The organism is Stutzerimonas sp. NM35 (assembly GCF_054604355.1).
Genome location: NZ_CM137728.1, coordinates 1,468,859 through 1,494,826, shown reverse-complemented (window position 1 = coordinate 1,494,826; position 25,968 = coordinate 1,468,859). Strand labels below are relative to the sequence as shown.

20 protein-coding genes and 2 pseudogenes are annotated in these 25,968 nt (G+C 57.5%); 9 read left to right on the top strand and 13 right to left on the bottom strand.

Annotated elements, in window-relative coordinates; translation table 11 throughout:
* Positions 1-287 precede the first annotated feature (287 nt).
* A complete protein-coding gene (locus tag ACYCFC_RS07045) occupies positions 288-950 on the top strand; it encodes a TetR/AcrR family transcriptional regulator (RefSeq protein WP_312842110.1) in 663 nt (220 codons plus the stop codon).
* 56 nt (positions 951-1,006) lie between these two features.
* Here ACYCFC_RS07045 and ACYCFC_RS07040 read toward each other — a convergent pair whose 3' ends face one another.
* Positions 1,007-2,599, bottom strand: a complete 1,593-nt coding sequence (locus ACYCFC_RS07040; protein ID WP_312842109.1) for a phytoene desaturase family protein — start codon at positions 2,597-2,599, stop codon at positions 1,007-1,009.
* 359 nt (positions 2,600-2,958) lie between these two features.
* Here ACYCFC_RS07040 and ACYCFC_RS07035 point away from each other — a divergent pair.
* Positions 2,959-3,938, top strand: a pseudogene (locus ACYCFC_RS07035) (IS3 family transposase); the annotation flags it as partial.
* Between the two features lie 128 nt (positions 3,939-4,066).
* On the opposite strand, the gene ACYCFC_RS07030 reads toward ACYCFC_RS07035, so the two are convergent.
* The 7 genes from ACYCFC_RS07030 to ACYCFC_RS07000 all read right to left on the bottom strand — a co-directional run bounded on the left by ACYCFC_RS07030 (position 4,067) and on the right by ACYCFC_RS07000 (position 13,639).
* Complete coding sequence (locus ACYCFC_RS07030; RefSeq protein ID WP_459653521.1) at positions 4,067-4,885, bottom strand: SDR family NAD(P)-dependent oxidoreductase; 819 nt, start codon at positions 4,883-4,885, stop codon at positions 4,067-4,069.
* 36 nt (positions 4,886-4,921) lie between these two features.
* Positions 4,922-5,740, bottom strand: coding sequence for an enoyl-CoA hydratase/isomerase family protein (locus ACYCFC_RS07025; protein WP_459653520.1), 819 nt, complete (start codon positions 5,738-5,740; stop codon positions 4,922-4,924).
* Positions 5,737-6,708 carry a VOC family protein gene (locus tag ACYCFC_RS07020; RefSeq protein ID WP_459653519.1) on the bottom strand — a complete coding sequence of 324 codons (972 nt, stop codon included), beginning with the start codon at positions 6,706-6,708 and terminating at the stop codon, positions 5,737-5,739. The genes ACYCFC_RS07025 and ACYCFC_RS07020 overlap by 4 nt, the downstream gene beginning before the upstream one ends.
* A 79-nt stretch (positions 6,709-6,787) precedes the next feature.
* Positions 6,788-9,289 carry an efflux RND transporter permease subunit gene (locus ACYCFC_RS07015; protein ID WP_459653518.1) on the bottom strand — a complete coding sequence of 834 codons (2,502 nt, stop codon included), beginning with the start codon at positions 9,287-9,289 and terminating at the stop codon, positions 6,788-6,790.
* A gap of 30 nt (positions 9,290-9,319) precedes the next feature.
* Positions 9,320-10,459: a WD40/YVTN/BNR-like repeat-containing protein gene (locus tag ACYCFC_RS07010; RefSeq protein ID WP_459653517.1), complete on the bottom strand. Its 1,140-nt coding sequence runs from the start codon at positions 10,457-10,459 to the stop codon at positions 9,320-9,322.
* Positions 10,460-10,594: 135 nt separating this feature from the next.
* Positions 10,595-11,953: a DUF1329 domain-containing protein gene (locus ACYCFC_RS07005; protein WP_459653516.1), complete on the bottom strand. Its 1,359-nt coding sequence runs from the start codon at positions 11,951-11,953 to the stop codon at positions 10,595-10,597.
* 24 nt (positions 11,954-11,977) lie between these two features.
* Positions 11,978-13,639, bottom strand: coding sequence for a DUF1302 domain-containing protein (locus ACYCFC_RS07000; RefSeq protein WP_459653515.1), 1,662 nt, complete (start codon positions 13,637-13,639; stop codon positions 11,978-11,980).
* Positions 13,640-14,002: 363 nt separating this feature from the next.
* Here ACYCFC_RS07000 and ACYCFC_RS06995 point away from each other — a divergent pair, with 363 nt between their 5' ends.
* Both ACYCFC_RS06995 and ACYCFC_RS06990 read left to right on the top strand, forming a co-directional pair.
* Positions 14,003-14,845: an SDR family oxidoreductase gene (locus ACYCFC_RS06995; protein ID WP_459653514.1), complete on the top strand. Its 843-nt coding sequence runs from the start codon at positions 14,003-14,005 to the stop codon at positions 14,843-14,845.
* A gap of 108 nt (positions 14,846-14,953) precedes the next feature.
* A complete protein-coding gene (locus tag ACYCFC_RS06990) occupies positions 14,954-15,943 on the top strand; it encodes a DMT family transporter (protein ID WP_459653513.1) in 990 nt (329 codons plus the stop codon).
* Here the strand turns inward: ACYCFC_RS06990 and ACYCFC_RS06985 are convergent.
* Positions 15,847-16,869, bottom strand: a complete 1,023-nt coding sequence (locus ACYCFC_RS06985; protein ID WP_102847600.1) for an amidohydrolase family protein — start codon at positions 16,867-16,869, stop codon at positions 15,847-15,849. The genes ACYCFC_RS06990 and ACYCFC_RS06985 overlap by 97 nt on opposite strands.
* A 236-nt stretch (positions 16,870-17,105) precedes the next feature.
* On the opposite strand from ACYCFC_RS06985, the gene ACYCFC_RS06980 reads away from it, so the two are divergent.
* Positions 17,106-17,960, top strand: coding sequence for a patatin-like phospholipase family protein (locus tag ACYCFC_RS06980; protein WP_459653512.1), 855 nt, complete (start codon positions 17,106-17,108; stop codon positions 17,958-17,960).
* 17 nt (positions 17,961-17,977) lie between these two features.
* Here ACYCFC_RS06980 and ACYCFC_RS06975 read toward each other — a convergent pair whose 3' ends face one another.
* Together ACYCFC_RS06975 and ACYCFC_RS06970 are read right to left on the bottom strand one after the other, a co-directional pair.
* The gene (locus ACYCFC_RS06975; RefSeq protein ID WP_459653511.1) at positions 17,978-18,889 is read right to left on the bottom strand and encodes a LysR family transcriptional regulator; all 912 of its coding nucleotides are present in this window, start codon (positions 18,887-18,889) and stop codon (positions 17,978-17,980) included.
* A gap of 206 nt (positions 18,890-19,095) precedes the next feature.
* On the bottom strand, positions 19,096-19,764 hold the full coding sequence (locus ACYCFC_RS06970) for a TetR/AcrR family transcriptional regulator (protein WP_459653510.1): 669 nt from the start codon (positions 19,762-19,764) through the stop codon (positions 19,096-19,098).
* 162 nt (positions 19,765-19,926) lie between these two features.
* On the opposite strand from ACYCFC_RS06970, the gene ACYCFC_RS06965 reads away from it, so the two are divergent.
* From ACYCFC_RS06965 to ACYCFC_RS06955, 3 genes are read left to right on the top strand one after another with little or no spacing between them, the layout of a single operon-like run.
* Positions 19,927-21,363, top strand: coding sequence for a phosphotransferase (locus ACYCFC_RS06965; protein WP_459653509.1), 1,437 nt, complete (start codon positions 19,927-19,929; stop codon positions 21,361-21,363).
* Between the two features lie 52 nt (positions 21,364-21,415).
* A complete protein-coding gene (locus tag ACYCFC_RS06960) occupies positions 21,416-21,826 on the top strand; it encodes a nuclear transport factor 2 family protein (RefSeq protein WP_459653508.1) in 411 nt (136 codons plus the stop codon).
* A gap of 31 nt (positions 21,827-21,857) precedes the next feature.
* A complete protein-coding gene (locus tag ACYCFC_RS06955; RefSeq protein WP_459653507.1) occupies positions 21,858-22,643 on the top strand; it encodes a tyrosine-protein phosphatase in 786 nt (261 codons plus the stop codon).
* Between the two features lie 541 nt (positions 22,644-23,184).
* Here the strand turns inward: ACYCFC_RS06955 and ACYCFC_RS06950 are convergent.
* On the bottom strand, positions 23,185-23,589 hold the full coding sequence (locus ACYCFC_RS06950) for a hypothetical protein (protein ID WP_459653506.1): 405 nt from the start codon (positions 23,587-23,589) through the stop codon (positions 23,185-23,187).
* Positions 23,590-23,597: 8 nt separating this feature from the next.
* On the bottom strand, positions 23,598-24,209 hold the full coding sequence (locus ACYCFC_RS06945; protein WP_459653505.1) for a hypothetical protein: 612 nt from the start codon (positions 24,207-24,209) through the stop codon (positions 23,598-23,600).
* A 370-nt stretch (positions 24,210-24,579) separates the two neighbouring features.
* On the opposite strand from ACYCFC_RS06945, the pseudogene ACYCFC_RS06940 reads away from it, so the two are divergent.
* A pseudogene (locus ACYCFC_RS06940) lies at positions 24,580-25,940 on the top strand (DUF1329 domain-containing protein).
* Positions 25,941-25,968 lie beyond the last annotated feature (28 nt).

The following is a 25,968-nucleotide window of genomic DNA, read 5'->3' as shown; positions in this document are numbered from 1 at the left end:
CGCTGCAACCAATTCGACTGAACCTGCAAAGGCTCCGGTCAACACTGGTCGGATGGGGTTCGAATGGCATGACGCGTCTCTTGTTTTTATTGTCCACCGCACCAAAAATGTCCGGTTCGGAAGCCACGCGGCTAGTCGCTCACTCGGATCAGCATCAAGCCAAACCACGAGACGAGCACTGCAATCGATGGTAGGCGCCTTCGCCGCGATACGTCCTTCGATTCGTTTGACCCATGGTCAAACGAACGCACATCCTCATGTAGCGTCACGATAAGGAGAACAAGAACGTGAAGAGTTCGGAGCCGGCCGAGTCAGGCAAGCGCAACACGATGAACAAACTGTTGGCTGCCGCGCGCAACGAGTTCGGCAGCAAAGGGCTTGGCGGCGCGAGAGTGGAGAACATTGCACAGGAGGCCGGTGTCACCAAGCAACTGGTCTATCACTACTACGGCTCCAAGGAGAACCTGTTCGTCGCGGTGCTCGATGAATCGTCTGAAAGCATCATGTCCGAGTTGGTAGCCCTCGAAATCGAGCAATTGACGCCGCCCGCTGCGCTGCGAACGATGCTCAACCGATTCTTTGACCAGTACTGCCACGACCCCCTTCTCGGCGCGCTGGCACTGGAGGGCATTCGGTATCACCATGCCCACGAAACACCGCGCAACCGTTTCCTTGAGCTGGCCCCTGGGCTAATTGCGAAACTCGATGACATCCTCCAACGCGGCGCCGCTACAGGACATTTCAGGAAGGGAATCAATCCAAGGCTGCTTCTGGCAACAGCGGCGCTGGTCACCACCGGCTGGTTCACCAATCGTTACTCGATGTCGACCCTGACCGGGCTGGATACCGCCTCACCCGACGGCATGGCGATCTGGAGACAACATTCGGCGGATTTCATCTTGGCGAGCATATCGGTTGCACCTGGCGGTGAAGGCCTGGCGCCCCAGTAGCGACCCGGCGAAGCCGGCAGCGCCGTAAGACTCCCGGCATATCGACGAGATGACCGCTACTTGCTTACCTTAGCCAGGTATTTGGCGACACGTTTGGCCGCGAGACGCCCGGCCATTCCGTTTACACCGCCACCCGGATGGATGCCGGCGCTGCCAAGGTATAGCCCCGCCACCGGCAAGGTATTGCCGCCGAGCCCATGGGCAGGGCGCATGGTGCTGGAGCGCATGGTGGTGGTATCGATATGCACGACGCAGCCATTCACCGTATTCAAACGCGCAGTGAAGTCAGGCGCTGCCTCGATTCGCCGACCGATGATCTGGTCCTTGAGCCCCTCGACATATTCCGAAGCCTGATCGATGACCTGATCTGCCACCCGCTCTCGGATTGCGTCCCATCCTTGCAGGGGATTGACCGGCATCACCGGCGGATAGATGTATAGAACGTCCTGACCGGCGGGTGCCTGGGACGGATCCGCCGCGCTGGGAGCTGCCATGGTGATGTAGGGAAGCGTCGGCACTTCACCCCGCATGCACGCTGCGAAGTTCTCCAGCACAGCCTCCTCGGTTCCTATCAGTAGGCAGGTCTTGCGCAGGTCGACATCGTCACCCCTGACAGCTTCAAACCGAGGCACAGATATTTGCCCGCTCAAGGCGACGTCCACTTTCAAAGGACCTGAGCCTTTGGCGTTGGCCGGTGCCATCGCGATACGTGTCAACAGGTAGGACGGAATCTCACCCGTGCTGACCATTTCCAGCGCCACTTTGGGATGACAGCCGGCAATCACCGCGCGCGCCGTGAATTCGCGGCCATCAGTCAGGCGCACACCCTTGACCTGCCCACCAACCGATACGATCTCGGCAACCGATGCGTTGACCAGTACTTGACCGCCGAGCTCTTCAAGCCGTGCCTGCATAGCGTTGCTCAGTTGCTGCATGCCACCCAGAACACGACCGACGCCGAAGCGATGAAGGAAGCCAAGCAAAGCGTAATAGATACCGCCACCGTCGGCGCTAATGTCACCAGCGAGGCCGGTCAGCGCGCACATCGCGGATATGGTCACGGGATGCTCGAAGCGTTCACGGGCGGCTTGATGGGCCGAGCCGGTCATCAGCGCCATCAGCTCGGGTTTGAGTTTGCGGTTCTTCAACGCTGAGCCAAGCACCTGAAACTTGGCACCCAAATTCAGTTCGGCTGGGTCGGCGCGCATCATCGGCAGCGCGATGTCGAGGAACATGTCGATGACATCCATGAACTTGAGAAAAGCCGCTGCGTCGGCCTCGCTGTAACGCTTGATCTCCGCAGCGGTCTTGTTACGGTCTCGCCAGAAGATCAGCGACGTGCCGTCCGGATGCAGGTAAACATAACCCGGCGCCAGCTCTATCGACCTGAATCCATGCCGCTCGAGATCAAGTTCCTTCGGAACATGGGCGTGAACCCGCATCGACATCATGTCCAGCGCACAGGGATGGACGAGATGCTGTGGCGCCTCGGGGATCAGGTATCCCGAGGAAGCCATGCCGCCGACTTTGTCCAGGGCTTCAAGCACTAAGACCTTCTTGCCTTCCAGCCCCAGATAGCAGCCCGCTGACAAGCCGTTCGTGCCGCCGCCGACAATGATTACGTCGAAATCTGTATTTTTATTATTCATTCTTTGTTGGTCCTATCGGACTTCAACAACATTTGCCCAACGCAAAAGCCGCTGCAATCCGCTTGCAAGAGTTCGGTTCAAAGCCGCAACACCAGGCAATACGAGCGCAATCAACCGATCCGGCAAAAGCCAGAGATATCGCTTTGTAGGAGACGGTTAAGGGTTTTGTCTGTTGCCCGTGTCTTGGCGCTGAGCAGCACCCTAGCAATAAACGCCACCGGGCAACCCGGCATCCGTTTTACCAACGGTAAAAGAGTCGTGTGGTTCGGGCAGAGCAGTAATACGGGGCGCGTCTTCAGTGGAGCGTAAGGGCGAACCGAGCGCGCTATAAAAAGCCGAAGGCGCGCCTGCCCCCGTTTCCCGAGCAAGCTCGCTCCTACCAAAGCGGCAAAGCCCGCATCAGCCGGCTGGAGCTTGAGAAGAAAATCTTAAAGGAGGCCACTGCGCTCTTGATGGCCGAGGAGCGCGGGCGCAGACGTTGAAGTCGATTCGGCAGTTAGCAGCACGCTATCCCGTTCAACTGCTGTGTTCAGTGTTTGAACTGCCCCGTTCCTGTTACTACGCCCATATGGTTCGGCGCCGCCGCATTGATGTCCGGCGGGTGGGTTTACGCAGCCGCATCACCGAGCTTTTCAGCCAAAGCCGTAGCTCAGCTGGCAGCCGCAGTATCGTTGCCATGCTCAGGGATGAGGGCATCAAAGTGGGCCGCTTCAAGGTCAGAGGCCTGATGAAGGAGCAGGGTTTGATCAGTAAGCAGCCTGGTTCCCATGCGTACAAGAGCGCCACTGTTGAACGGCCCGACATTCCCAACCACCTTGAGCGCCAATTCACTGTTGCAGCGCCGAATACGGTTTGGTGCGGCGATATCACGTACATCTGGGCGCAGGGTCGATGGTATTACCTGGCTGCCGTGCTGGACTTGTATGGCCGTCGGGTAGTGAGCTGGGCTATGTCAGAAAGACCAGACGCAGACTTGGTTATCAAGGCGCTCGACAAGGCCTACGAAGTGCGCGGCAGACCGAGCGGGCTTCTGTTTCACAGCGACCAGGGTAGCCAATATGCCAGCCGTCGTTTTCGCCAGCGACTTTGGCGCTATCGCATGACGCAGAGCATGAGCCGACGAGGAAATTGCCATGACAACGCACCGATGGAGCGACTGTTTCGTAGCTTGAAAACCGAGTGGGTGCCGGCGGTGGGCTATATGACGAAGGCAACGGCCGAGCAGGATATCGGCCGTTACTTCATGCGGTACAACTGGGTCAGACCCCATCAGCACAATGGCTTCGTGCCGCCGGCTGTAGCGGAGGAAAAACTCAATTCTGTGTCCGGGGATTGTTGACCACTACAGTGTGCGTACCTTCTGCCATGTGCCGCGCATACTGGTAAGAGCGAAGCTTGCGTGCGAACCAGGTATGAGGTTGGCAATAAAAGGGGGCATCCGGCTCCGCTTTCGCGGGCCGGCATTACTTACATGCCTGTGCGACCCATTTTTTCAAACAGGGCGCGCATGGCAACAAGAGATGGCGTGTGGCTGCTGAATCCTCCATCTGCCACCAGCGTAGTGCCGGTCACGAACGAGGACTCATCTGAAGCCAGGAACGCGACCACATCGGCAATCTGCCTTGGCGTACCCAGTTCGGCTGTGCAGTGGTTGTCGCGCATGATTTCCAATAACGGCGCCGGCATTTCATGCTGTGGTGCGAGGCCGATCTGCACTGCATTGCCACGGATCCCTTGCTTACCGTATTGAGACGCGACCAGGCGCGGAAGCATCATCAGCGCCGCTTTGGAGGTCGCATAGCCAGTCAGCGACATGTCGCCCTGCATCCCCAACCCGGAGGTGGCGAAAATGATCGAGCCTTTGCCCTGCTCCAGCATCACCGGAATGACGTATTTGGTGCAGAGCACGGAGCCACGCAGATTTACCGCTATAGCGCGGTCGAACGCTTCCATATCCAGGTTGGCCAGATCACGGTCCCGCTGGCGTTGGTCGGCGTTCAGCACGGCCGCATTGTTGTGCAGTACATCGATCCGACCAAATTTCTCCATTACCTGGGCAATCACCGCCTTGACGTCTTCCTCGGAAGAGACATCGGCGCGAAAGCCTTGGGTTGGCATGCCTTGCGCCGATATGGACTCTGCCACCCGGTTGGCGGCGTCGCCGTCGACATCTACTACCGCGACAGAAGCGCCGTGCTCGGCCAGCACCCGAGCACATTCGGCGCCCAGCCCGTTGCCACCACCGGTGACGATCGCAACCCGCCCTGCCAGCTTGCCCATACTCATCTGGTGTTCCTTATTTTGTTGTTAGCCATGCCAATCCTACTCGCCCGTGAAGCGCGGCTCGCGTCGCTCACTAAAAGCTTGCGCTGCTTCGCGCACATCCTTTGTTGGCGCTAGAAGGGCAAACAGGTCGAGTTCGAGATTGAGTCCGCTTTTCAGGTCCAGTTCCAGTGCAGCCCGAGCGGCCTGCTTGACGAAGGCCGACGCCGCTGGCGGCTTACTGGCGATGCGCTCGGCAAAAATCCTGACCTCCTCGACCAGAGTCGCGTTGTCGGCGGCCAGGCGACTGACCAGGCCGATCTGCAATGCCTGGTCCGCATTCATGCGGTCGCCCGTCAGCAACATATCGAGGGCGCGCCCCGGCGCCACGACCCGCGAAAGCCGTTGAGTACCGCCACCGCCGGGAATCAGCCCAAGGCCGGTTTCCGGCAATGCGAAAATCGCATTGGGAGCGGCGAATCGAATATCGCAAGCCAATGCAAACTCCAGTCCGCCACCCATGCAGTAACCCTGGATAGCAGCGATGACCGGCTTGGCAATTCCGTCAAGCGATTCGATCCAGCGCGAACGCTCCATCCGCTGACGCACCTGCAGGGAGGTTTCTTCACCACGACGCTCCTTGATGTCGGCGCCAGCGCAAAATCCACGCTCGCCTTCACCGCGGATGACGATGACTCGCACCTGCGGGTCGTTGTCGAGCAACTGAAGCGCCCGGGGTACGCCCTGACGGATGCTGTCATTGATCGCATTGATCTGGCCTGGTCGAGTCAACACAACCCAGCCAACCGAGGCGCCGCGCTCTATCCGAACTGACTCGTTGATAACCAGTGGCGCCTGCTGATTTTCTTCGGCGCTCATACCGGACACTCCTCGAACTCAAACACTTGGCCATCCAACTCTTTCGGATCAACCTTGATCAGCGATTTGCCACCTACTGCCGCGGACGACTCGATCCACTCGAAGGCCGTCCCGCGAGCGCGCAAATCTTCAGCCTTGGCGGCCAGATCATTAACGCCGATACGGATGTAGTACGGACCAGGGCCCCAGTTGTTCACATAATGGCCGGCGTCGGTATTCCAGTAAGTCGCCTCAAGCACGTCGAGCGTGGCGCTATTGGCGACAGTGAAGCCCATGCGCGCACGGCGATAACCTTCACTGGCGATATTCTCCACCGGGCAGGACGGCTCCCAGTCAAGATTGGTGGAAAGCTTGCGCAGCGTTTCATCGAGATCGCGCACCAGGAAGCCACGCGCCGTGACACGAACCATGTCGCCCGGCTTCTGCTCACGTGGCTGCGCCGGCGGCGTTGCGTAGGTTTCCGGCGGCATTTGCAACGGCTCGGTGGGCATGATTTCGATGCACAGGCCGCCGTCCACGGATGGCTCGTAGTAAGGTTTTTCCGGAGTCGCGCCCAACCACAGGCGGTCGAACGGCATCTCCGGTGTGCGCTGGGCCATACGAAACGGCAGGCGACGGCGCATCAGCTTGCTGACCAGAGCATCGAACTTGTCGCCATGCAGCGCGAGCACGATCGAGTGGGTGATCATGGGGCGATGATGCCCCTGATAATCCTTCAGGCTTTCCAAAAAATCATGAAACAGCGGATCGCCTGGATTTGGACGATCCAGGTGCCACTGCGGCTCGATACGGGTAGGTGAAACTGCCAGCGACTTGTGCACGCGCAAAAAGTGCGCAATGTACGGATGGTTATCGAACGCCTGGCGCCAGCGCTCATGCTTGAAGATGCCGAGTTTATCCACCAGCTTTTCCGTCATCCCGTCTGGATCCGGAACCATCATGTCGGCACTCATCAACAACTCGAACATAACCCTCTCCCTTCAATATCGCGCCATGGCTCTGGGCCCGGCTTTACAGTCAGTGGAAGCGCCAACCGGGCGCGTCCGATCAATGAGCGGCAGCCGCGTCAGTTAGTTTTTTTTTCTGGGCAGCCTTTTCAACCGGCGTATCAAGCATGGCCGGCGATTCCGGTGAGGCCGAAGTAGTCTTTGGGTTCAGCAGAAAATGCGACAGAGCCGGGATCAGTACCAATGCGCCAAGCATGTTCCACAAGAACATGAACGTCAGAAGGATGCCCATGTCGGCCTGGAACTTGATTGGCGACCAAGCCCAGGTGATCACGCCAGCCGCCATAGTCAAGCCGATCAGAGCCACCACTCTGCCGGTGAAGTCCAGCGACCGGCGATAGGCAACCGCAAGCGAGCCGCCCCGTTCCTGCACGGCAATCTGCACACTGAGCAAATACAGCGCGTAATCCACACCTACCCCCACGCCAACTGCGATGACCGGCAGGGTCGCGACTTTCAGGCCAATACCGAGCCAGACCATCAACGCTTTGCAGATAATGGTGGTCATGATCAGAGGAATGAGCGCGACGATGGTGGCGCGAATGCTGCGGAACGTCAGCAGACAGAGCAAAGCAGTAGCGCCATATACCGCCAGGTACATGGTGATGATGCCTTTCTCCACCTCGATGTTGGTCGCCGCTTCGATACCCGCGTTGCCTGCGGCCAGCAGGAACTCGACCGGTCGTTCTGAATCGGCCGCGGTGTTGTATTCGACGGCAAAGGTCTCGACCACCCCCATCACGCGACGCAGCGTGTCGGCCTTGTGATCGGTCAGATAGGCGATCAGCGGTGTAATCGAGCATTGCTGGTTGGTGATGCCGGGCGAAGAAATCATCGCGGCATCGACCGACGCGTTGGTGATGGCCTGGTCGCGGCTGATGGTCAGCCACTTACCGCTGCCTTCCGCCATACCTGAGGTCACGAAACGAGTCGACTCGGCAAGCGAACTGGTGGTCTGCACACCAGGTGTCTGACGCAGCTGCCATGCAAGCCGGTCCATGGTCTGCAGCGTCTGGTACAACCGACAGCTGTCCGGATCGGTTTTCATAATCACGACGAACTGGTCGCTGGACAGACCATAGTGGCTGGTGATGTAAGCGTTGTCCTGGTTGTAGCGCGAGTCGGCGCGTAGCTCTGGCGCACCTGGATCCAGATCACCGATCTTGAGATCGAGCATGACGATGCTGCAGATGACAGTGACGACAACCGATATCGAAATCACCGCAATCGCCCAGCGCCGCTCGGTGAAACGGTCAAGGCCGTGCCAGATATGACCGAGCCAGTTGCGGTTTTCGGCTCCGGCACGCTCTTTCTCGAGAGCGATCAACGCCGCTTTTTTGCTCACGCCGATATAGGACAGCGCGACGGGTATCAATAGTAGTTTAGTAAAAATCAGTACCGCGACACCGATGCTGGTGGTTATCGCCAGGTCGCGGATAACCGGAATGTCGATGATCACCAATACCGCGAAACCGACAATGTTGCACAGCAGCGCGGTAAGCCCGGTGAGGAAGAGACGGCGGAAGGTATAGCGCGCCGCCACATACTTATGCGTACCGCGGCCAATATCCTGGAGAATACCGTTCATTTTCTGTGTGCCATGGGAGACACCAATGGCGAAGATCAGAAACGGTACCAGGATCGAATATGGATCGAGATCATATCCAAGCAGCTGCATCAGACCGAGAAGCCATACGACCCCGGCCACTGCTACGCCGATCAACAATATGGTGCTGCGCAGACAACGCATGTAGAGGTAGACGAAGATCCCGGCGATCAGGACGGAGATGGCAAAGAAAACCATCACGCTGTACAGGCCGTCGATCAAATCGCCGACCAGCTTACTGAAACCGACGATATGAATGCCGATCTTGTCGCTCTCGAAGGAGCGGATCTTCTCTTCCAACTGGTCGGAGAATTCACCGTAACTGAGCGGCTCTCCGGTCTGAGGATGCAAGTCGAGCAACGGCGCGACAATCATGCTCGACTGTCCATCATTGGCGACCAGACTCCCGATGATTCCGGCACGAGAAATGTTGTGCCGTAGTTTCGTTATCGACGTCTCGCTGCCGTCATAGTCGGATGGCATTACCGCACCGCCACTGATTCCATCCTCGGTGACTTCCTTCCAGCGGACAATCGGCATCCACAGCGATTTCATCCAAGAGCGGTCGACGCCCGGAATGAGATACAGCGTATCGTTCACTTCCTGCAGAACCGTCAGGTATTCCGGGTCGTAGATATCGCCCTGCTTGTTTTCCACGACTATACGAATGCTGTTGCCCAATCCGGGAAGCTGATCCTTGTATGCAAAGTAGTTCTTGATATAGGGACTGCTGCTCGGAATCATTCTTTCGAAGCTGGCATTGACGTCTATACGAGCCGCGAAGTAACCAAGCACGACGGTGGCCAGCAGGCAGACCACGAGCACAAGTACGCGGTTATTGAAAATAACCCGCTCGAAAAACCCTCCGGACGACTTGTCGAAATCGCCTACATCCGGAACTACGGGCATTCCACTATTGTACTTTTGATCTACCATTTTCTTATTCTCACTAACATGTCGCGTTTATTAGTTCGCCTTGGCTATCTTGACGAGTTTTGCACCCGAGAAAAAAGTCACGGCCATCTCGCCATCTCTTCCAGTATCACTGGCTGCGAACACTTCACCCACGCGTGGTGCTTGCAAAGGTGTGACGCTCAAACTTTGTTTGTCGAGCGCGATCATCGCGCCGCTCTGGCTAACCATGATCAGCTGCTGTCCTGAATCCACTGCGCTGATCAGACTTGCATTGAGGCCGGTGTCTATCTGCTGCCATTGCTCTCCATCGTCCCGGCTCGCATACAGGTTTCCGCGCAGGCCGTAGGCCAGAAGCAGGTGGGGAAGCGCACGCACACCGAAATATGTGCCGTTATAGGGCGTCTCGATCGTTGTGAACTGTTGAGTCTGGGGATCCTGACGCATGAGCAAGCCCTGTTCGCCAACGATATAGAAAACGCCTTCGCGTTCCTCCAGGCCATACAGGTGCATACGGCGAGTATTGTCGGTTTGCTCGACCCAAGGCTCCCAGGTTGCACCGTCGTCCGTGCTTCTCAGGATCATCCCGAACGCACCCACGACGTAGCCAATCTTGTCCTCATTGAACATGACGTCGAGAAACGGTGACGCCAGCACATCGGGCGTCGCCGACGTGTTCATGGCAAACTCCACTTCTTGGAGCATGTCTGCAGCGCCCTCGATGCCACGTTCCGCACGCTCACCGTAGAACGCGTTGAGACGCGCAAGCACCGTGCGACCGTCGAGTTGAACGGACCAGGTCAGACCACCATCGGTGGTATTCAGCAGCACAGAATCGTGACCGACGGCCCATCCGTTCATAGGGTCACGAAAGCGCACCTGGACCAAGTCCGTGGAAACAGGGCTCTGCACTTGCTGCCAGGTTGTCCCGCCATCGGTGGAGCGCTTGATCATGCCGTGCAACCCGACGCCAACAAGCACATCACCCGCACGGTCCATACCCAGGAGCGGCGCCGGAGCGCTGATCGGCTTCGATGGCTCGCGCAAGGGATCGAGCCCCTCCGCCGCAACAGACGCTTCCACACCAAATGGCAACAGCAGGACCAATAGCATCACGCTGAGCCATTTCCCGGAGAAGCGGGTGATGGTCGCCGAAGAAGCGTTTGGCACAGCAAGCGGGACCGGGAATATCATTATTTTTATCCTCAACCAGCGTAATCAGTATGCGCGCGATGCCTATCGCCACGATCTAACATCGCTTGCAAACCTAGAATGAAACCAGGATCGACAGGTCTGCACCTACAAGCGCACGTGCAGACCTGAAACTGATCAGCGCTGGGTTTCCCTCGTTACAATCGCTTCCGGATTCAACGAACGCTCGGAACGCGGCTCGGTCAGAACTCGATAACCACCATCCAAGCCATCGTTGATCACGCCATACATGCCTTTGTTGAAGTCATAGATGGAGTGTTTGACGATATAAGGAATGTCGTGGTCGTAGAACTGAACACCACCAAGCATCATTGCGCGATAGAGCTGACCGCTCTGATCCCATGCATCGTACAGACCCGCGCCATAGGTATCTTCGTCGAGATAGTAGGTGCGCTTACTGTAAACGTGGCGCATGCCGGGCTTCAAAGTCGCTTCAACTTCCCATACTCGGTGCAATTCCCAACGCTCGCAGGCGGGATTGGGATGCGAGTTCTGGAGTTGGTCTTCACAGTTGAAGTAGAACTTGTAGGCGTTATAAGGGATATACATCTCCTTTTTACCCACCAGCTTGAAGTCGAAGCGATCTTGAACACCCGAGAACATGAACAGCTCATCGAATAATTCAAGACCACCCATGCTCGCGACTGGGGTGTCATAGGCAAACTCGGGAGCCAGCTTCACGCGGCGCTGCCCTGGGGTGTAGCTCCAAGCTCGACGCGGTTTAACGGTTGGGTCGAGGTAGTCATTGAGGCCGGTCAGTTCACCGGCCTTCCGGGCAGGTGCCTTGGTCACCGAGTAAACCCGATACGCCATCTCCGGATCGCGACCCGCTACATCGGTCTGGTAATAAGGACGCTCTACAAAAGTAGATTGCGTGGCGGTTTTGGTTACGCCGCCGTTGCTGTCCACAACCCAGGTATTAGAGGAAGCCGTCGTGGTTCCAAATTTGCCGTCGTTATAGCGAAGCAATTGGTTCCACATGACCTCATTGCCGGTCTGGGGGATCGGAAATGGAATACCGCCCCGGCAGTCGGTCTCTACGGCCAAACCATCCTTTCTGGTTTCGCATCCGGTCGCGTTACGCACCGTGGCCTGCAGGACCTCTTCCGGGTATGCCGCTGTGCGATGTGTCGGGTAGATGTCCATGTAATAGTCAGGGTTGCGCTTGAGCACCTCCTTTTGACCATCACTCAGCTTGTCGGCGTGTTCAGCCATATTTGCGGCAGTGATACGAAACAGAGGCTTTTCGTTAGCGAAGGGATCGGCCCATACACCGCTGTCGGGTTCGAATCCCGGCGGTGCAGTACGCAGACCGCCATCATAAGTAGGGATGGTGCCGGCTTCGTTACCTGCTGCTATGGCACCAACGCGAGTGAGCGTATCGCCCAGTTTCGCAGCTTCCTCAGCAGAGACCGCAGCCATCGATAGAGAAGAAATACCGCTGAGCATCAGACCAAGAGCGACTTGGAGTTTCATTGAATTCCCCTTTATTTATATGTCTTAGAAGGAAGTTTTGTAGGTAAACGCAAGCCAACCGCGATCGGTGGTACCCACAGCACCGTTGCCGCCTACCCCGCCGTTGAGCAGATTCTTTTCCTGGGCAGAAGTGTCTGCGTAACGCAGGCTGAATTCGTGGCGCTGGATATAAGTCATTTTTGCACCTACGGACCAAGCCAGGGCTCCTTCGCTACCGCCGCCCGCGCTTGCCGCGTTTCCGCTAATCCCGTAGTTGACGGTAAACGGAACCTCAAGGTCCCAGGACGGGAAGATCGAAAGGTATTGAGGGGTATAGTTCACAGCTACAGCGTAGTAGTCATCGGTGGAGCAGCCGTCTTCCTTGCCTCCTGCAAGGGCTGAACTGCGCGCATCACGACACGCCGCGTAACCATCGCCCTTGTAGAGCTCTTCATGCTTGGTCACCTTGTCCAGGTGGCTGTATGCAAATTCGCCAACCAAGGTCGCGTTGTTGGCGATGAAGTTACGTGGAACGCCATATACCGCGTTGGCTACGAAGTGAATGGTGTTACCACGAGGGCCTTCTTCGTCAACAGGACTTACGCCTGTAGCGTTCAATGCACCGTTTTTGCGATAAGAGAGATCCATGCCCACCGCGACGGAGTTGAAGACACGGGAAAAGCTCAGTCCCGCCAGCTTCACATCTCGAGGATGGACGAGCCGGTAATAGCCATCGGGAGCAGCGACCAGCTCGGGGGCGAGCCAAGGCTGATAGTCATCGAACTCGCGATAATAGGCGCCGACCGTGGACTCGATCTGTTCCAGGTTGAGCTTACCCATCACGCCCCAGTTAGCAGTGTCGCGCCCGCGCTTGGTGCTTCGCTTTTCAAGGTTGAAGCCCGGCGCAAGCGGGAAGCGATCTGGCCCCTCGAAGAACGGATCTGCTGGACCGAAATAGGTACCGCCATAGGGCATGCGAGTGTTGTCCCACTCGAAGAATTGCTGCACCGCCACCGAAAGGGTGTCTGTCAGCTGGGCCTTGATCGAAACCTGCCCTAACGGCAAGAACACTTCTTTCGTCTCGATGCCAGGGCTGGTGACGGCCTTCACAGCGTCGCTAGGTGCCTGCGAATAAGACACGGCATGCGCACCGAACAACAGGCCCTCGCCCCAGTAGTTGGTATGCCGACCCACTTTGAGGTTGACCGGCACCGGCCCAATGTTGAAGTTGGTCCAGATGAATGCATCGAGGATCTCACCGGAAGGACCATGAACGTAGCGATCGACTTCCGAGCTGTAATGGTCGTTGTCATAGCTGGTCGAATATCCGGGGATATTGCTGTCGACGCCGCCGTCCTTGTAGGCGTCGTCATACCAGGCTGCCGCGCTTACGCGAGCGCCCCACAGATACTTATAAGCAAAATCGACTTCAGTCAGCAGATCGACGCGATTTGTCACGATATCGCCTTTATCGAACTTGCCATTCGACTCGTCCGTCGTCGGCGTGTTCATGATGCGATCGTCCTGATCCTCCATCCGAACACCCAGGTTGTATCGGACAGTGTTATCGAAGCGCAGACGGTAATCAGGATTACCTAAATCGATTTCCATTGCGAAAGCGCTCCCTGCGCCACCGAGCATAGCGACCGCCAAGGCGATGCCGGTTAGCTGCGAGGGCTGAGTTCTGAAGCGGCGGCATTCTTTCATCGTTGTGATCCTTTTATTTTTATTTTCAGTGGCTTACACCGAAACGTGTTCAACCTGAGAAGCCTTCCTACGCCTGGCGAAACCGTTATGATCGCTGTGCGTATATAGCATGGGTCGATTAGCTCCCGATGCTTAGGCCAACCCTAGCGGAAATCTCCCCGAAATTCCACATGGAGATTTAGATTCTTTATCCAGAATTTCACGTTTGCCTTACTACCAAATTCACAGTCGGCAGCCGGGCTTACGACCATGAATATAGACATTTATCATAATTTCGTTCATTTTTCTTCATGACGGATGATTTTTTCATCGCTCGAAACAGCAAGCCATCCACCAGGCGGCCATGCAGAGGCAGGAATCCAAATGAACATCGATTTGAGCGACAAACGCGTCATCGTTACCGGCGCGTCCAGGGGCATCGGGTTGGCCATCGCACGTGCATTTGCTGCTGAAGGCGCGCGCGTCGCGATCTGTGCGAGATCTCTGGAAGCAGTCGAAGCAGCTAGTCAGGAGCTTGCCGAGACAGCCGCTGGCGTGATCGCACGCGCGGTCGACGTCACCGACACGGACGGCGTGCGCCGCTTCGTCGATGAAGTGGCCAAGACCTGGGGCGGCGTGGATGTACTGGTGAACAACGCCGGTCAAGGCCGTAGCGGGAATATCGATACCCTTACCCCTGAGGCGATTCTCGAACATGCCAATGTCTTACAGATGGGGCATTTCCGTTTCGTTCAGGCCGTGGTACCCCATATGCGTAAGCAGAATTGGGGGCGAATCGTCGAGATCAACGCGCTGGCCGGGACTATTCCCACGCCCGACGGCATCCCATCGGTGATCAACCGCGCATCCTGCGTCGCGCTGTCCAAGTCGCTGGGGATGTCGCTGGCGAAAGAAAATATTCTTGTGAACAGCCTGAACATGGGCTGGATCGATACCGGGCAGTGGGACCGTCATTACAAGGAGATGGGCCCCGGCGTAAGCCGCGAAGAGTTTGACGAGATGGTCATGAAAGTGGTGCCGGTTGGCCGTTACGGTAAACCCGAGGACGTATCCGGTATGGTGCTGTTCCTATCCAGTGAATATGCGAGCTTCATCAGTGCCGCATCGATCGATATTGCCGGCGGCATGGGTGGACAGATTGCCTACTTCCCTACCCTCAAGCGCGATTTTGCCGCCGCCATCAAGGAACGAAACGCCGCCAAGTGACACAGCGGCCAGTCGCCCTTCGCGGTTTGGTTGGTACTCCGTTACGCGGTACAGCTGGCGCCAGCATCTCGCTGGCGCCACTGGCGCTTACAATCTCAGGAACCTTCCATGCCAGGCCTGATGAATCTGTTGTTGCCCATTCTTGCCACGCTGATATGGGCAGCCAGCACAGTGGTAAATCGATTGGCCGTTGGCGTGATAGACCCAGCGGCCATTTCGTTCTACCGCTGGCTCTTCGCAGCTCTGGTGATAACACCCTTCGTGCTGACGAACGCCTGGAGCGCGCGGCAGGTTATTCGGACACATTTTCTACAATTGTTCGTGCTTGGTTGCCTCGGCATGTCGCTGTATCAATCGCTGGCTTATTTCGCCGCCCACAGCGTCACCGCCACGTCCATGGGACTGATCCTGGCCACCATGCCGATGCTGACAATCCTTCTGGCCATTCCATTGCTACACGCCAGACCCACGGCGGGAATGCTTGCAGGCGCACTCATATCCTTTCTCGGGCTGGCCTGGTTGATCAGCACCGGCGACCTGGCTGCACTCTTTCGCCAAGGCATGGGCAAAGGCGAGTTCATGATGCTGATGGCGTCGCTGTCTTATGCGCTCTATTGCGTGCTGGTCAAACGATGGCAAATTCCATTGCCCACCTGGGTGTCGCTGTATGTACAAATACTTTGCGGTACGTTGGTACTGGTGCCGCCTTTCATACTGGCGCCTTCGGCGGCGTTGACCCGCGATAATCTGCCATTGGTTCTCTTCGCCGGCCTGTTCGCGTCCGCCATGGCGCCTGGGTTATGGATGCGCGGGCTCGTCTCGTTAGGTGCGGAAAAAACCGCCGCGCTGATGAATCTGGTGCCACTATTCACGGCTATGCTGGCAATCATGCTGCTCGGCGAGACGCTGCATCTCTACCACGCGGTGGGCGGCGGCCTGATCCTGTTCGGCATAGCCCTGGGGCAGATGAGCCAGCGACGCGTCGCTGACTCACCGCTGCCTCAAGCGACCGGCACGGAGACGTCCAGCTTGAGCAGCTCGATGGCATTGCCGCTGCGGATGCGCTCCCGTTCATCCTCGGACAAACCCAGGCCATGAGTCAGGTCGCCATGATCGTAGGCGCCGCCGAAATTGGTGCCGTATAGCAGGCGATCCGCGCCGACTACTTCCGCTACCCCACGCCGCAAGCCCGGCGCATGCACGTCCAGATCGAAATAGAAATTGGGCATGTATTCCATCAAGGGCCGCTTGTTTCGGCTGTCCGGCGCCATGGCGCGGTTGAGCTCGCTCAGCCGGCCGAGCTGAAACACTGCCATGCCGCCGGCGTGGGTGATGTAGGTCTTCAGGTTGGGAAATACATCCAGCGCGCCGCCGCAGATCAGATACCAGAAGAACAATGTCTCATCGACGCAATCGCCAATGATCGAGGTGGTTTCGAACTTGTCATCGGTATGCTTTTCGCCCCAGTAGATCGACTGGTTGAAGCCATGCACCATGATCGGCACGTCGAGCTGAGAGAGCTTCTCCCAAACCGGGAATAGCTGCTCGTCATACGCTTGCAGTCCATTGAAATTGGCCCCGCCTACGCAGACGCCGCGTGCGCCCAGCTGACGCACGGCGCGATCGATTTCCTTCGCTGCCGCCTCCGGGTCCGCCAGGTTGGCGTGGCACCAGAAATCGAAATGCTCCGGGTCCTTGCGACAGAACGCAGACAATTCGTCATTACAAACACGCGCATATTCGTTTGCGAAGTCGCCCGCCCAGTACATGAAGCAATGGGACGGGGTGGACATGACGAGTTTGTCGACGCCCCGCTCAGCCATCAGCTTGCGTCGGCTTTCGTGGGTCATTCGGGCAAGGAGGTTGGCCTGAGCTTCCTCATCCGAAGACGCTTTGGCGGGCTGCTTGGTACCGAGCGCAAAGTGCCCCACCGTAAGCCCCTGGACCTTCATGAAAGGTCCCCAGAATTCGTGGCGGTTGAACATTCCTTCGGTCAACAAATGAGCGTGGACATCGATCAGCATGGCATTCCAATCCTTTTCTTGTTTGAGGGTCCCCTTAGGGATTTCTCGGTTCTGATTACGCCTGCACTAGAACATGCGCATCAGCAGAATATAGACATATACTCAATATATGTTCACAAGAATAGATACCAGAGGCAGAACATCCGCACTGTCACCCGAACATCACCCGCGTGATGGCATGTTCTGATGACGCTCTGGTAATGCCTACCTACCTCTGTATGCAAGGACAAACAGCCATGTTTACCGACCATTCCCTGGTTTTAGGTGGCGGCGGAATCACCGGTATCGCCTGGATGACCGGCCTGCTGCTTGGCTTGGACGAAATGGGCGTTGACCTGCGTGAGTGCGGCAAGATGCTTGGGACATCAGCCGGCGCCACGGTCGCGGCGCAGATCCGCGAAGATAGCGATCTCTGGGAACTGTACGAGCGTCAGGTCAACGCATCGAAACAGGTTCAGGAACTCGCGCCTCAAATACGACTGCTGCGATTACTGCCTTTGGCAATTTCCGTATTGCCAAAGCTGAATGCTCCCACCGAGCGCATCAAGCGAATCGGCCAGCTGGCGCTACGAGCCGAGGCTGGGAATGCACAAGCCAGGCAGTCCGTCATTGCTGCCCGGCAGCATCCTCGACAGGACTGGCCAGTCAAACCTCTGGCCGTCGTCGCTGTCGATGCACTGACTGGCGAAACCAGAATGTTCGACCGAGATTCCGGCGTGGGATTGGCCGATGCGGTCGCCGCCAGCTGTGCCGTGCCTGGTATCTGGCCGCCCGTTAACATCGGCGGACGGCAATACATGGATGGCGGAATCCGAAGCTCGAGTAATGCCGATCTGGCCGAGCGTTCATCAGGAGTGATCATCCTATCGCCCCTTGGTGTGCGCCAAGGAATTCCTGGTCGCACGCTGACCAGGCAAATAGAGAAACTCGAACAGGCCGGGACGCGAGTCCAGGTTATCGGCCCCGACAGCGCATCGGCAGCGGCGATGGGCAGGAACCCGCTGAATCCAGCGCGGCGCGCCATCGCTGCGCAGGCCGGCAGAGCGCAAGGCCATCTGATCGCGACCGCATTCGAGCAATATTGGCGTTGAGCCGACATGCGGATCACTCAGGATGCGCACGCCATGATGAGGAACTGGCGAAACGCTTCAGCGGTTTGCGGCAACTCCGTCTCGCGGCGCCAGATCAAGCCCAGTTCCATGGGTGGGATGGCGTCAACCAGGGGCCGCGCCTCAATCTTCTTGCCTTCCAGCGACCAGGCCCGATAGAGCATGTCGGAGAGAATCGTAACGCCGAAGCCATGGGCGACCAGCCCTCGCAATCCTTCCATCGAAGACGTCCGGAACGCCACATTCGGCTCCAGGCTGCGAGAATTCCAGTAGCGATACGTGGAACTCTCCCCTTCATCCACGGTGGGCAGAATGTAAGGGTGACGCGCCACATCTTCGAGTGTAATGACCGAGGCCCGCATCAGTGGATGCTCACTGGAAAGCCACAACTGACGGCGCGAACGGATCAATACCTGATGCTCGAAACGCTGCGGGTTTTCGGTATTGGAGACGATGGAAAGCCCCATATCCAGCCTTCCCGCAGCGATGGCATCTTCGATGACAGGCCGATCCATATCGACCAGATCGATTTCCACCTGCGGATAGCTCCGCTTGAACCGCGCCAGCAGCGACGGCAGAAAATAGCCGAGCACCGTGTAAGAAGCCCCGACGCGAATCACTCCCTGGATCGAATGGCTCAGAAAAAGCGGCTCGCTGAGCGCGTCCTGTAGTGTGTCAAGAATATGGCCCGCATGCTGGGCGAACTTATGCCCCTCTGCGGTCAGGGTGACGCCGTAAGGCAGCCGGTCGAACAACCGAACGCCCAATGTCTGTTCAAGTTGCAGAACGGCGGCGGTAATGGCCGATTGCGACACATGCACCTTCACCGCTGCCTGGGAAAGCTGCCCTGCCTCAGCCGCGGCCATGAAGTAGCGCAGCTGGCGCATCGATATGTCTTTGCCCTTCGCCATCCCGTTACCCTTCACCAACTCAGTGCGACCACTTCAGGCTAGTCGCGCACCATACAGCGAACGCAAGATTCGGTCACGGTGTCGAGCAGGCGTTATAAGCGCAGCCCACGTTACGCGCTATGACGTAACGGTGAGATGACCATGAGCGCTCCAATGAATCGAGCGCCCCTAACGAGACCTGCGCGAGACCCGGCAGAACGCGATGATCAATCGGCGCGAGGGCTGCGCGGTTCTCCTCCATGCGTCGCGACGATGCTGGCCAGAATGAAATCGGCACAGTGTTTGCGCCAGGTTTCCATACCTTCCTCGGAAGCAGTATCGAGGCCGACCAGCGCTGAGGTGGAGTAAGCGTTGGTAAACCAGCCGGTAGCGATGAGAGCCGCGGTGGCAAGCAGCAGCCGAGGCTGGGTGTCCGGCTTGAAACTACGGCATTCAATGCCTCGCTGGACGATCCTGCCAACCTTATCGACCAGGGCCGGTGCCAGTTCCAGGAAGCGGTTGCGCGGCGTTTGATTGTAATCGTGATAGCGAACGCCCTCCTGCGCCAACCTGGCGAGCAAGGGATCGTTGCGATATTGATCGAAGATGTGGTTGAGCAAGGCTCGAAGCGCTTGCGTCGGGGTCAGCTGCTCGACATCGAAATCGACCCACCCGGTCATGAGTCTGTCAGAGGTTTCGTCAAGCACCGCGACAAACAGGCCTTCCTTCGATCCGTAATAGTGGAAGATCAGCTGTTTGGTAACGCCAGCATTGCGGGCAATTTCGTCAATACGCCCGCCAGCCAGTCCCTTGTTGCAAAACTCCTGATGCGCGGCGGCAAGCATTCGGCTCATTGTCTGACGTTTATCGGACTTCGAGCGGATCTGTGTTTGCATTTGCAACGCCTTTGCCGCGACATCAAGCGGTTTTATATATAAGCAACACGTTGCCATGTTGACTATGCGCGAGCCGTCTTTTTGTTTTACCAATAGTCAACCGCCAGTGCTTCCGGTTTTGGTAAATCTTGATATAGCTCCGGCGCCCTCGAGCAGGTCCGATTGACCCACGCCCTCAAGTATCAACAGCTATTTTCCGATGAGCATTTCGACTCCAGAACAAAAACGCATTTGACCGCCGGTCAAACAACTCAAGCGTATCGAGAGCGTGTTTGCCTTGTTGACGCAGCGCGCCTGATCAACACTCGGGTTTACGCCGAATACGTGAGTAAGCGCGTTTCCGCTGTCGTACGGTTTCTACAGGAAGCCGCTTATATTTCGCCTTCAGAGATAAAAACAACAATGACCAGTATCGAAGAGTTGCGGACGAAGCGCCCTTATCCTGCTCGCCAGGGCCAGCTTCCTCGCCACCTGCAAGACGTCACACCCCAATGGTTGACTAGCCTGCTTCAGAACCGCTACCCCGGGATCGCGGTGAATGATTTCGAGCAGGTAGAGGTGCGTAACGGGCACACCACCAAGCTACGGCTCGCGCTGGACCTCAATGAGGTTGGCCAGGCGGCTGGCATTCCGCGCAACGTTTGCCTCAAGTCCAACTGGTCGGAAGGGTTCGAAAGCGGCGAGATCTGCGAGTTGGAGGCGCGCTTCTACCACTTCATGCGCGAGCGTCTGCACACGCCGGTGCCGGACAGCTATTTTTCCGACTGGGATGGCGATGGTGGCGGTCGGGGCGTCGTCGTGATGGAAGACCTCGGAATGGCGCCAGGCCAGTTCGGTCACAGTACCCATCACCTCGGCGTCGATGGCGTGGCCCAGGGGCTGGAGTCGCTGGCGATGTTGCATGCCGCACTGTGGGGAAGTTCTGAACTCAAGGTGCAGAGCTGGCTGCCCACCTCCATGGATCACCCGGTCGACTACGATCAGTTTTTACGCATGTACGACTACATTCGGCTGAATCTGCGCAAGCCTGAGTACCAAGCCATCCTGCCGAAGTGGATGTATGAAACACCGGAGCTGTTTGGGCATGCCTTTGACGAGTTGCGCGCTTATGAACTTGAGCAGGAGACACCCATCTGTCTCGTTCATGGCGATTCTCACCAGGGCAACAGCTTTCTGCGCGACAGCGGCGAGCGGGTCTGGCTTGATTGGCAGCTTGTGCGCAAGGGGCGGCCATGGCGCGATATTGCCTATTTCATGCTCGGGGCGCTGACAATCGAGGAGCGGCGGGCTTCGGCCTGGGATCTGGTCAAGGTCTACCGCGAGAAGCTGATCAGCCTGGGCGCCGAAGGCGTACTTGGACAGGACGCCGCCTGGGAACAATTTCGCCGCTGGCCCATGTATGGCATGCAGGCATGGCTGGCCAATGTCGATGAGTGGGGCCAGGACGGGCGCATCATGGTGGAGCGATTCTTCGCCGCCGCGGAGGATTTCGAAACCGTGAAAACGCTGACCGCCGGCAAAGCGCCACGCCGTAACGTGAAGTTGGGCGAGGGTGCTCGTCAGGTTCTCCCGCAGTTTCGGCATTTGCTGGACGATTGATGGCTTGGATCATGGTGTAACGAACAAAAACAATAAACGGAGTGCAATCGAAATGACGTCGCAACTGAATGCTGAAAGTATCCAACGTTTTATGAAGGGCCAGGTCTCGGCATGGAACGCCCACGATCGCGAGGCCTTTCTTGACTGTTATCGCCAAATTGCGCCTGAGTCGCTGGTCATCGAATATGCTGGTCGCACTGACACGCGTGATGGCTGGTTTATCCTCGAAGAGATGTTCGACAAGCACAATGCGGACATCTCTCTGGAAGTGGTGGAGACCATCTACAACGGCAACGACGTTGCGGCTCATCATCGCAATTGCCTGAATGGTACCGGGCTGGCCATTGAAAGCATCGAAACCTACCGTTTCTCACCAGGCAAACTTCAGGTGTGCTATTTCCTTAAACCGCCGGTGACCGACAATCTGGATCTCACGCAATTTCGGGGATTCGCCTCCGCTTGATCACATTAGGCGAACGTTCGAGCATTCAGATATGAGAGCCCCGATAAATCTGCAGTTAGCAGGCACCGATAATTTTCGTAGTTTCAAAGGCTTGCCGGCCCATGACGGCCGGCGCATCGCCGGGCATACGTTGCTACGGTCCGACCAGCTGCACATGCTTGGCGCCGAGGGCTGGGAAACCCTCAGGACCCTTGGCGTAAAGACCGTATGTGACCTGCGCAGCGAGGGTGAGCGCCAGCGGACGCCCAACAATCTGCCTGTTGAACTTGAGCAGCTGGCACTTGAGGTCACCGGCGACATGCGCGCCGACAAAAGCGTGTCGAGCCTGTTGGTTGAAAGCCCGGATCTTGCCGGCGCCGAGGCCATGATGTTCGAGGTATACCGGCGTCTGCCGGGCATGCTGGCGCCGCATCTGCCGAAACTGTTCGGGTTGTTCGAGACGGGTAAGGTGCCCGTGCTGGTTCATTGCGCAGCGGGCAAGGACCGCACCGGTTTTGCCGTCGCGGTCATTCTTCACGCGCTCGGCGTAGCGCGGGACGTCATTGTCGCTGACTATCAGCTGTCGGCCCGCCGAATGGCCGACGCCAGCGACGACCGGCGAGAGCTGATGAGTACGCTGGTCAGCAACATGATCGGCAAGCCCTGTCCTGACGAAGCGGTCGACGCGATCATGGATGCCCGGCCCGAGTACCTGCAAACGGCCTACGACTGCGTGGACAAGCACTATGGATCGATGGACGCCTACATCGAGACGTGCGTCGGCCTCGATGCGGCGAGCTTGAATCGTCTACGGGACCGTTATCTAACCGCAGGCTGATGTCCGGCTGTTCCGTTCGTGGCAGATCTATCTGACCTTGGGTCTGCTGACGTTTCGTCGCGGCCGCGACGGCCCCGTCCCTGCGGGTTGTGCGTCAAATGGCGCCACGCGGAGATGCGGGACTTGTCAAGGGAATAACCGTTGCCTGCGTCCCGAGCAATCCACATGGATGTGGTGAATGCAGCAGCAAGCCCGCCGGGCGCTGCCTTGCGGAACGCCGCCCGGCCTGGCGCCATTTGTCGCAGCAACGCGGCTTGCTGCGAAACGTCAACAGACCTTAATTCCCAAAGCAAACGCCCCGATGGCTTTTCGGGGTGTTTGCTTTGGGATTCGCCCCTGGGACGTCTTCGCCCGAGGGCTTCCGCGCTGTATGTAAGCGGGCTAGTAATGCAAAAAAAAGCTGCTCGCCTCCAAGGGGTTGAGCAGCGAAACACCAGTCGCTCCTGGTTCATTGGGCTCGCTCACTACTTCGGGCAAGTCGAGCCGCTGACTCGTACCGCTTCATCAGCCATCGCAGCAGGCCGCTCCGCCCGCTGCGCGATTAGTTGATATCGCTGCCAGGGACATTGCGTGCCGCGCCATTGCGCCGGTCCGATTCACCCCAGGCCACCCAGTGATCCGGCTCGCGAGTATCACCCACTCGCCGCCAGCGGCCTTCCTGCTGTGCTGTGACGGGAAAGCCGCCAACGAAGTCGATCATTTCGCCGCGGGGATCGGGCAAAAATTCCCATTCTTCACTGCCGTCCAGCGTGATTTTGGCAGCCTCCAGAAAGTAGCTCCCGTCCTTGTGCTTAGTTACGCATTCGATGGCGGTGGTGGTACGCACTTCGCCCTTTTCATTCTGGAAAATCGCGTAGCCGAGGTGGTCATGGCCAACCATGAATGAGCCGACATCGTAGGTGCCGTCCTTGTAGACCGTGGCAAACGACCACCACAGCACGTGCATCTTGTTGTTCACCACCTGAAGTGAATCGCACCGCCTTCCGCCATATACACCTGGTCGAGCAGGATGGCGCCCTTGACCGGACGCCCTTCGCAGACGCCGCTGACATCCCAAATCTGGGAAACGTAAAAGGTGCCCCACTCGACGCCCGGCAAGTACCACTGCATACCGTTGCCGAGCAGGCGGCCTTCGAGCTGGAACAGGTTGTCTTCTTTCCAGGTGAAGGTTTCGCTGTTGGCGGTCAATTCCCATGGATGCCCGGTGTCATCAGGCTGGTTGGTCCAGCGAACGGTATCGCCTTGCAGCGACAACGCCGGAGCCGGCGTCACTCCGCGTTCCGCCATGCGTGCCTGGTCCATGCGGATGTTCTTGCCATCGATGCGGGTGGACAGATAGAAGAATTTGGTCGGGTTCGGCGTGCCGGTTGGCGCCATGACCGAACGGGTGAACGAATAGATATGTCCTTCTTCGTCACGAACCGAGCCGAACGGCATGCTCTTGCTCAACTGCAAGCCGAAAAAGCCACGGCCACCATGCATCGACTCGCCGGTCACCTTATAGGGCGCGACCAGGGTTTGATAGGCGAAATCGCCTCGCTCGGGGATCTTGGAAAAAGTCTTCATCTTTTATCTCTTGTTATTGAGTCGTTGAACGGAGGGTTACGCAGAGGCCTGACCCGTTCGAATTTAGATACAGACGCCTGAAGAACCAGCTTGCAATAAGGGAAAAATGGAAACATGGGCATGGCTTTAGCGTTTGCTCTTATTAAATTCAACGTAACGTCGGCTTCAAATCATCAGGCGCTTCGTGGTTTCGGCTGACGGGCTTCAGGTTAGGACCAACTGCCGGTTTTAACACCACTAAATATCCGCTTTCGTTTTACCGTGGGTGAAACGGTATGAACGGCATGTAAACGCGTATTGGCTAAGTTAGAGGGGCGATGCATCACGTCTTCTTACGGCTCCATATAAATCCAATAAGCGGAGACTGCTCATGATTTCCCGATTCGCGTTAAGCATTGTCTTGACCGGCATTTCCACATTTGCCTGCGCTGCGGTTTCGCCAGAAGAGGCGCAGAAACTGGGTAATACGCTCACCCTGTTCGGGGCGATAAAAGCCGGAAACGCCGAAGGCACTATTCCGCCCTACCAAGGCGGTTTGCGGACCGCTCCAGTGGACTTCGAACCCGGCAAAGCCTGGGCCGATCCTTTCCGGGATGAAAAACCGCTGTACCGGATCACCGCACAAAACGTGGATCAGTACGCAGACAAATTGAGCGCGGGGCAGCAAGCCCTGCTGAAAAAATATCCGGACACCTGGTACATGGATGTGTACCCGAGCCATCGCACCGCTGCCTATCCGGATAACGTGCTGAAGGCAACGGTTCGCAACGCCACCGGATGTGAAACCTTCAACGGAGGCTTATCGCTTGAAACCGATTGCCGGGGCGGCCTGCCGTTTCCCATCGCCAAGACTGGTAACGAGATGATGTGGAACCAGCTGTTGCGCTACAAAAACGGACCGACTGGCGTCCTGGACGAGCACACCAGTTGGGTTGTCGACTCCAACGGCAACATCACTAAGACGGCGCAACAGCGAGCTTATGAGGAATTTCCTTTCTATCAGACGCATCTGGAGGACCGTGATCCACAGGTATACGGTCGTGCCGGGTCGATCAACAACGAGCCGGCGCGCCGGGCGGGGGAGATGACCGGTATTTCCGATTTTCTGGACCCGACCGAGAAACCGCGTCGCGCCTGGAGCTATTCGCCAGGTCAGCGCCGCGTCAAGTTGGCGCCGGAGTTCGCCTATGACACGCCGGTAGCGAGCCAGGGCGGCATTTCCCTGTTCGACGAGCTGCAAATGTTTGCCGGCAAGCAGGATCGCTTCGATTTCAAGCTGATAGGACGCCAGGAGATGTACATCCCCTACAACGCCTACAAGTGGTACTTCGGAATCGAAGCGCCCGAGCAGTTCATGAAGAATCACGTTAACCCGGCGGTGGAGCGCTGGGAATTGCACCGCGTCTATGTGGTGGAGGCGACGCTCAAGCCTGGCCAACGCCATGTGTACAGCAAGCGGCGCTATTACATGACGAGGACACCTTCGGCGCGGGCCTGTACGACGCCTGGGACCAGGAAGGCAATCTGTACCGGACCGTGTACATGGCCGGGGTGCAGATCTATGACAAGAACATTCCCTACGCGACCAAGCTGGCGATCTTCGATTTCAACAAAAACATGTATGGCGTGCTCAACGACTTCCTGACCGGACGCCTGGAGTTTACGCAGGAGGCACCGTCCAACGGCACGCAGAATCCGGAAGCCATCGTATCCAAGTACACGCAGCGCTGATCGCACCGGTATCGCCGGGCTGGCTGGC

What these genes read in the sequence shown, in the direction of transcription:
- ACYCFC_RS06970 (WP_459653510.1), bottom strand. Translation starts at nt 19,764, where the DNA reads ATGCAAACACAGATCCGCTCGAAGTCCGATAAACGTCAGACAATGAGC.
- ACYCFC_RS07030 (WP_459653521.1), bottom strand. Translation starts at nt 4,885, where the DNA reads ATGAGTATGGGCAAGCTGGCAGGGCGGGTTGCGATCGTCACCGGTGGT.
- ACYCFC_RS06985 (WP_102847600.1), bottom strand. Translation starts at nt 16,869, where the DNA reads ATGCTGATCGATGTCCACGCTCATTTGTTGACCGAAGGAATGTTCAAC.
- ACYCFC_RS07040 (WP_312842109.1), bottom strand. Translation starts at nt 2,599, where the DNA reads ATGAATAATAAAAATACAGATTTCGACGTAATCATTGTCGGCGGCGGC.
- ACYCFC_RS07020 (WP_459653519.1), bottom strand. Translation starts at nt 6,708, where the DNA reads ATGTTCGAGTTGTTGATGAGTGCCGACATGATGGTTCCGGATCCAGAC.
- ACYCFC_RS07005 (WP_459653516.1), bottom strand. Translation starts at nt 11,953, where the DNA reads ATGAAACTCCAAGTCGCTCTTGGTCTGATGCTCAGCGGTATTTCTTCT.
- ACYCFC_RS06980 (WP_459653512.1), top strand. Translation starts at nt 17,106, where the DNA reads ATGTTTACCGACCATTCCCTGGTTTTAGGTGGCGGCGGAATCACCGGT.
- ACYCFC_RS07000 (WP_459653515.1), bottom strand. Translation starts at nt 13,639, where the DNA reads ATGAAAGAATGCCGCCGCTTCAGAACTCAGCCCTCGCAGCTAACCGGC.
- ACYCFC_RS06990 (WP_459653513.1), top strand. Translation starts at nt 14,954, where the DNA reads ATGCCAGGCCTGATGAATCTGTTGTTGCCCATTCTTGCCACGCTGATA.
- ACYCFC_RS06960 (WP_459653508.1), top strand. Translation starts at nt 21,416, where the DNA reads ATGACGTCGCAACTGAATGCTGAAAGTATCCAACGTTTTATGAAGGGC.
- ACYCFC_RS06950 (WP_459653506.1), bottom strand. Translation starts at nt 23,589, where the DNA reads ATGCACGTGCTGTGGTGGTCGTTTGCCACGGTCTACAAGGACGGCACC.
- ACYCFC_RS06995 (WP_459653514.1), top strand. Translation starts at nt 14,003, where the DNA reads ATGAACATCGATTTGAGCGACAAACGCGTCATCGTTACCGGCGCGTCC.
- ACYCFC_RS07015 (WP_459653518.1), bottom strand. Translation starts at nt 9,289, where the DNA reads ATGGTAGATCAAAAGTACAATAGTGGAATGCCCGTAGTTCCGGATGTA.
- ACYCFC_RS06955 (WP_459653507.1), top strand. Translation starts at nt 21,858, where the DNA reads ATGAGAGCCCCGATAAATCTGCAGTTAGCAGGCACCGATAATTTTCGT.
- ACYCFC_RS06945 (WP_459653505.1), bottom strand. Translation starts at nt 24,209, where the DNA reads ATGAAGACTTTTTCCAAGATCCCCGAGCGAGGCGATTTCGCCTATCAA.
- ACYCFC_RS06975 (WP_459653511.1), bottom strand. Translation starts at nt 18,889, where the DNA reads ATGGCGAAGGGCAAAGACATATCGATGCGCCAGCTGCGCTACTTCATG.
- ACYCFC_RS07025 (WP_459653520.1), bottom strand. Translation starts at nt 5,740, where the DNA reads ATGAGCGCCGAAGAAAATCAGCAGGCGCCACTGGTTATCAACGAGTCA.
- ACYCFC_RS07010 (WP_459653517.1), bottom strand. Translation starts at nt 10,459, where the DNA reads ATGATATTCCCGGTCCCGCTTGCTGTGCCAAACGCTTCTTCGGCGACC.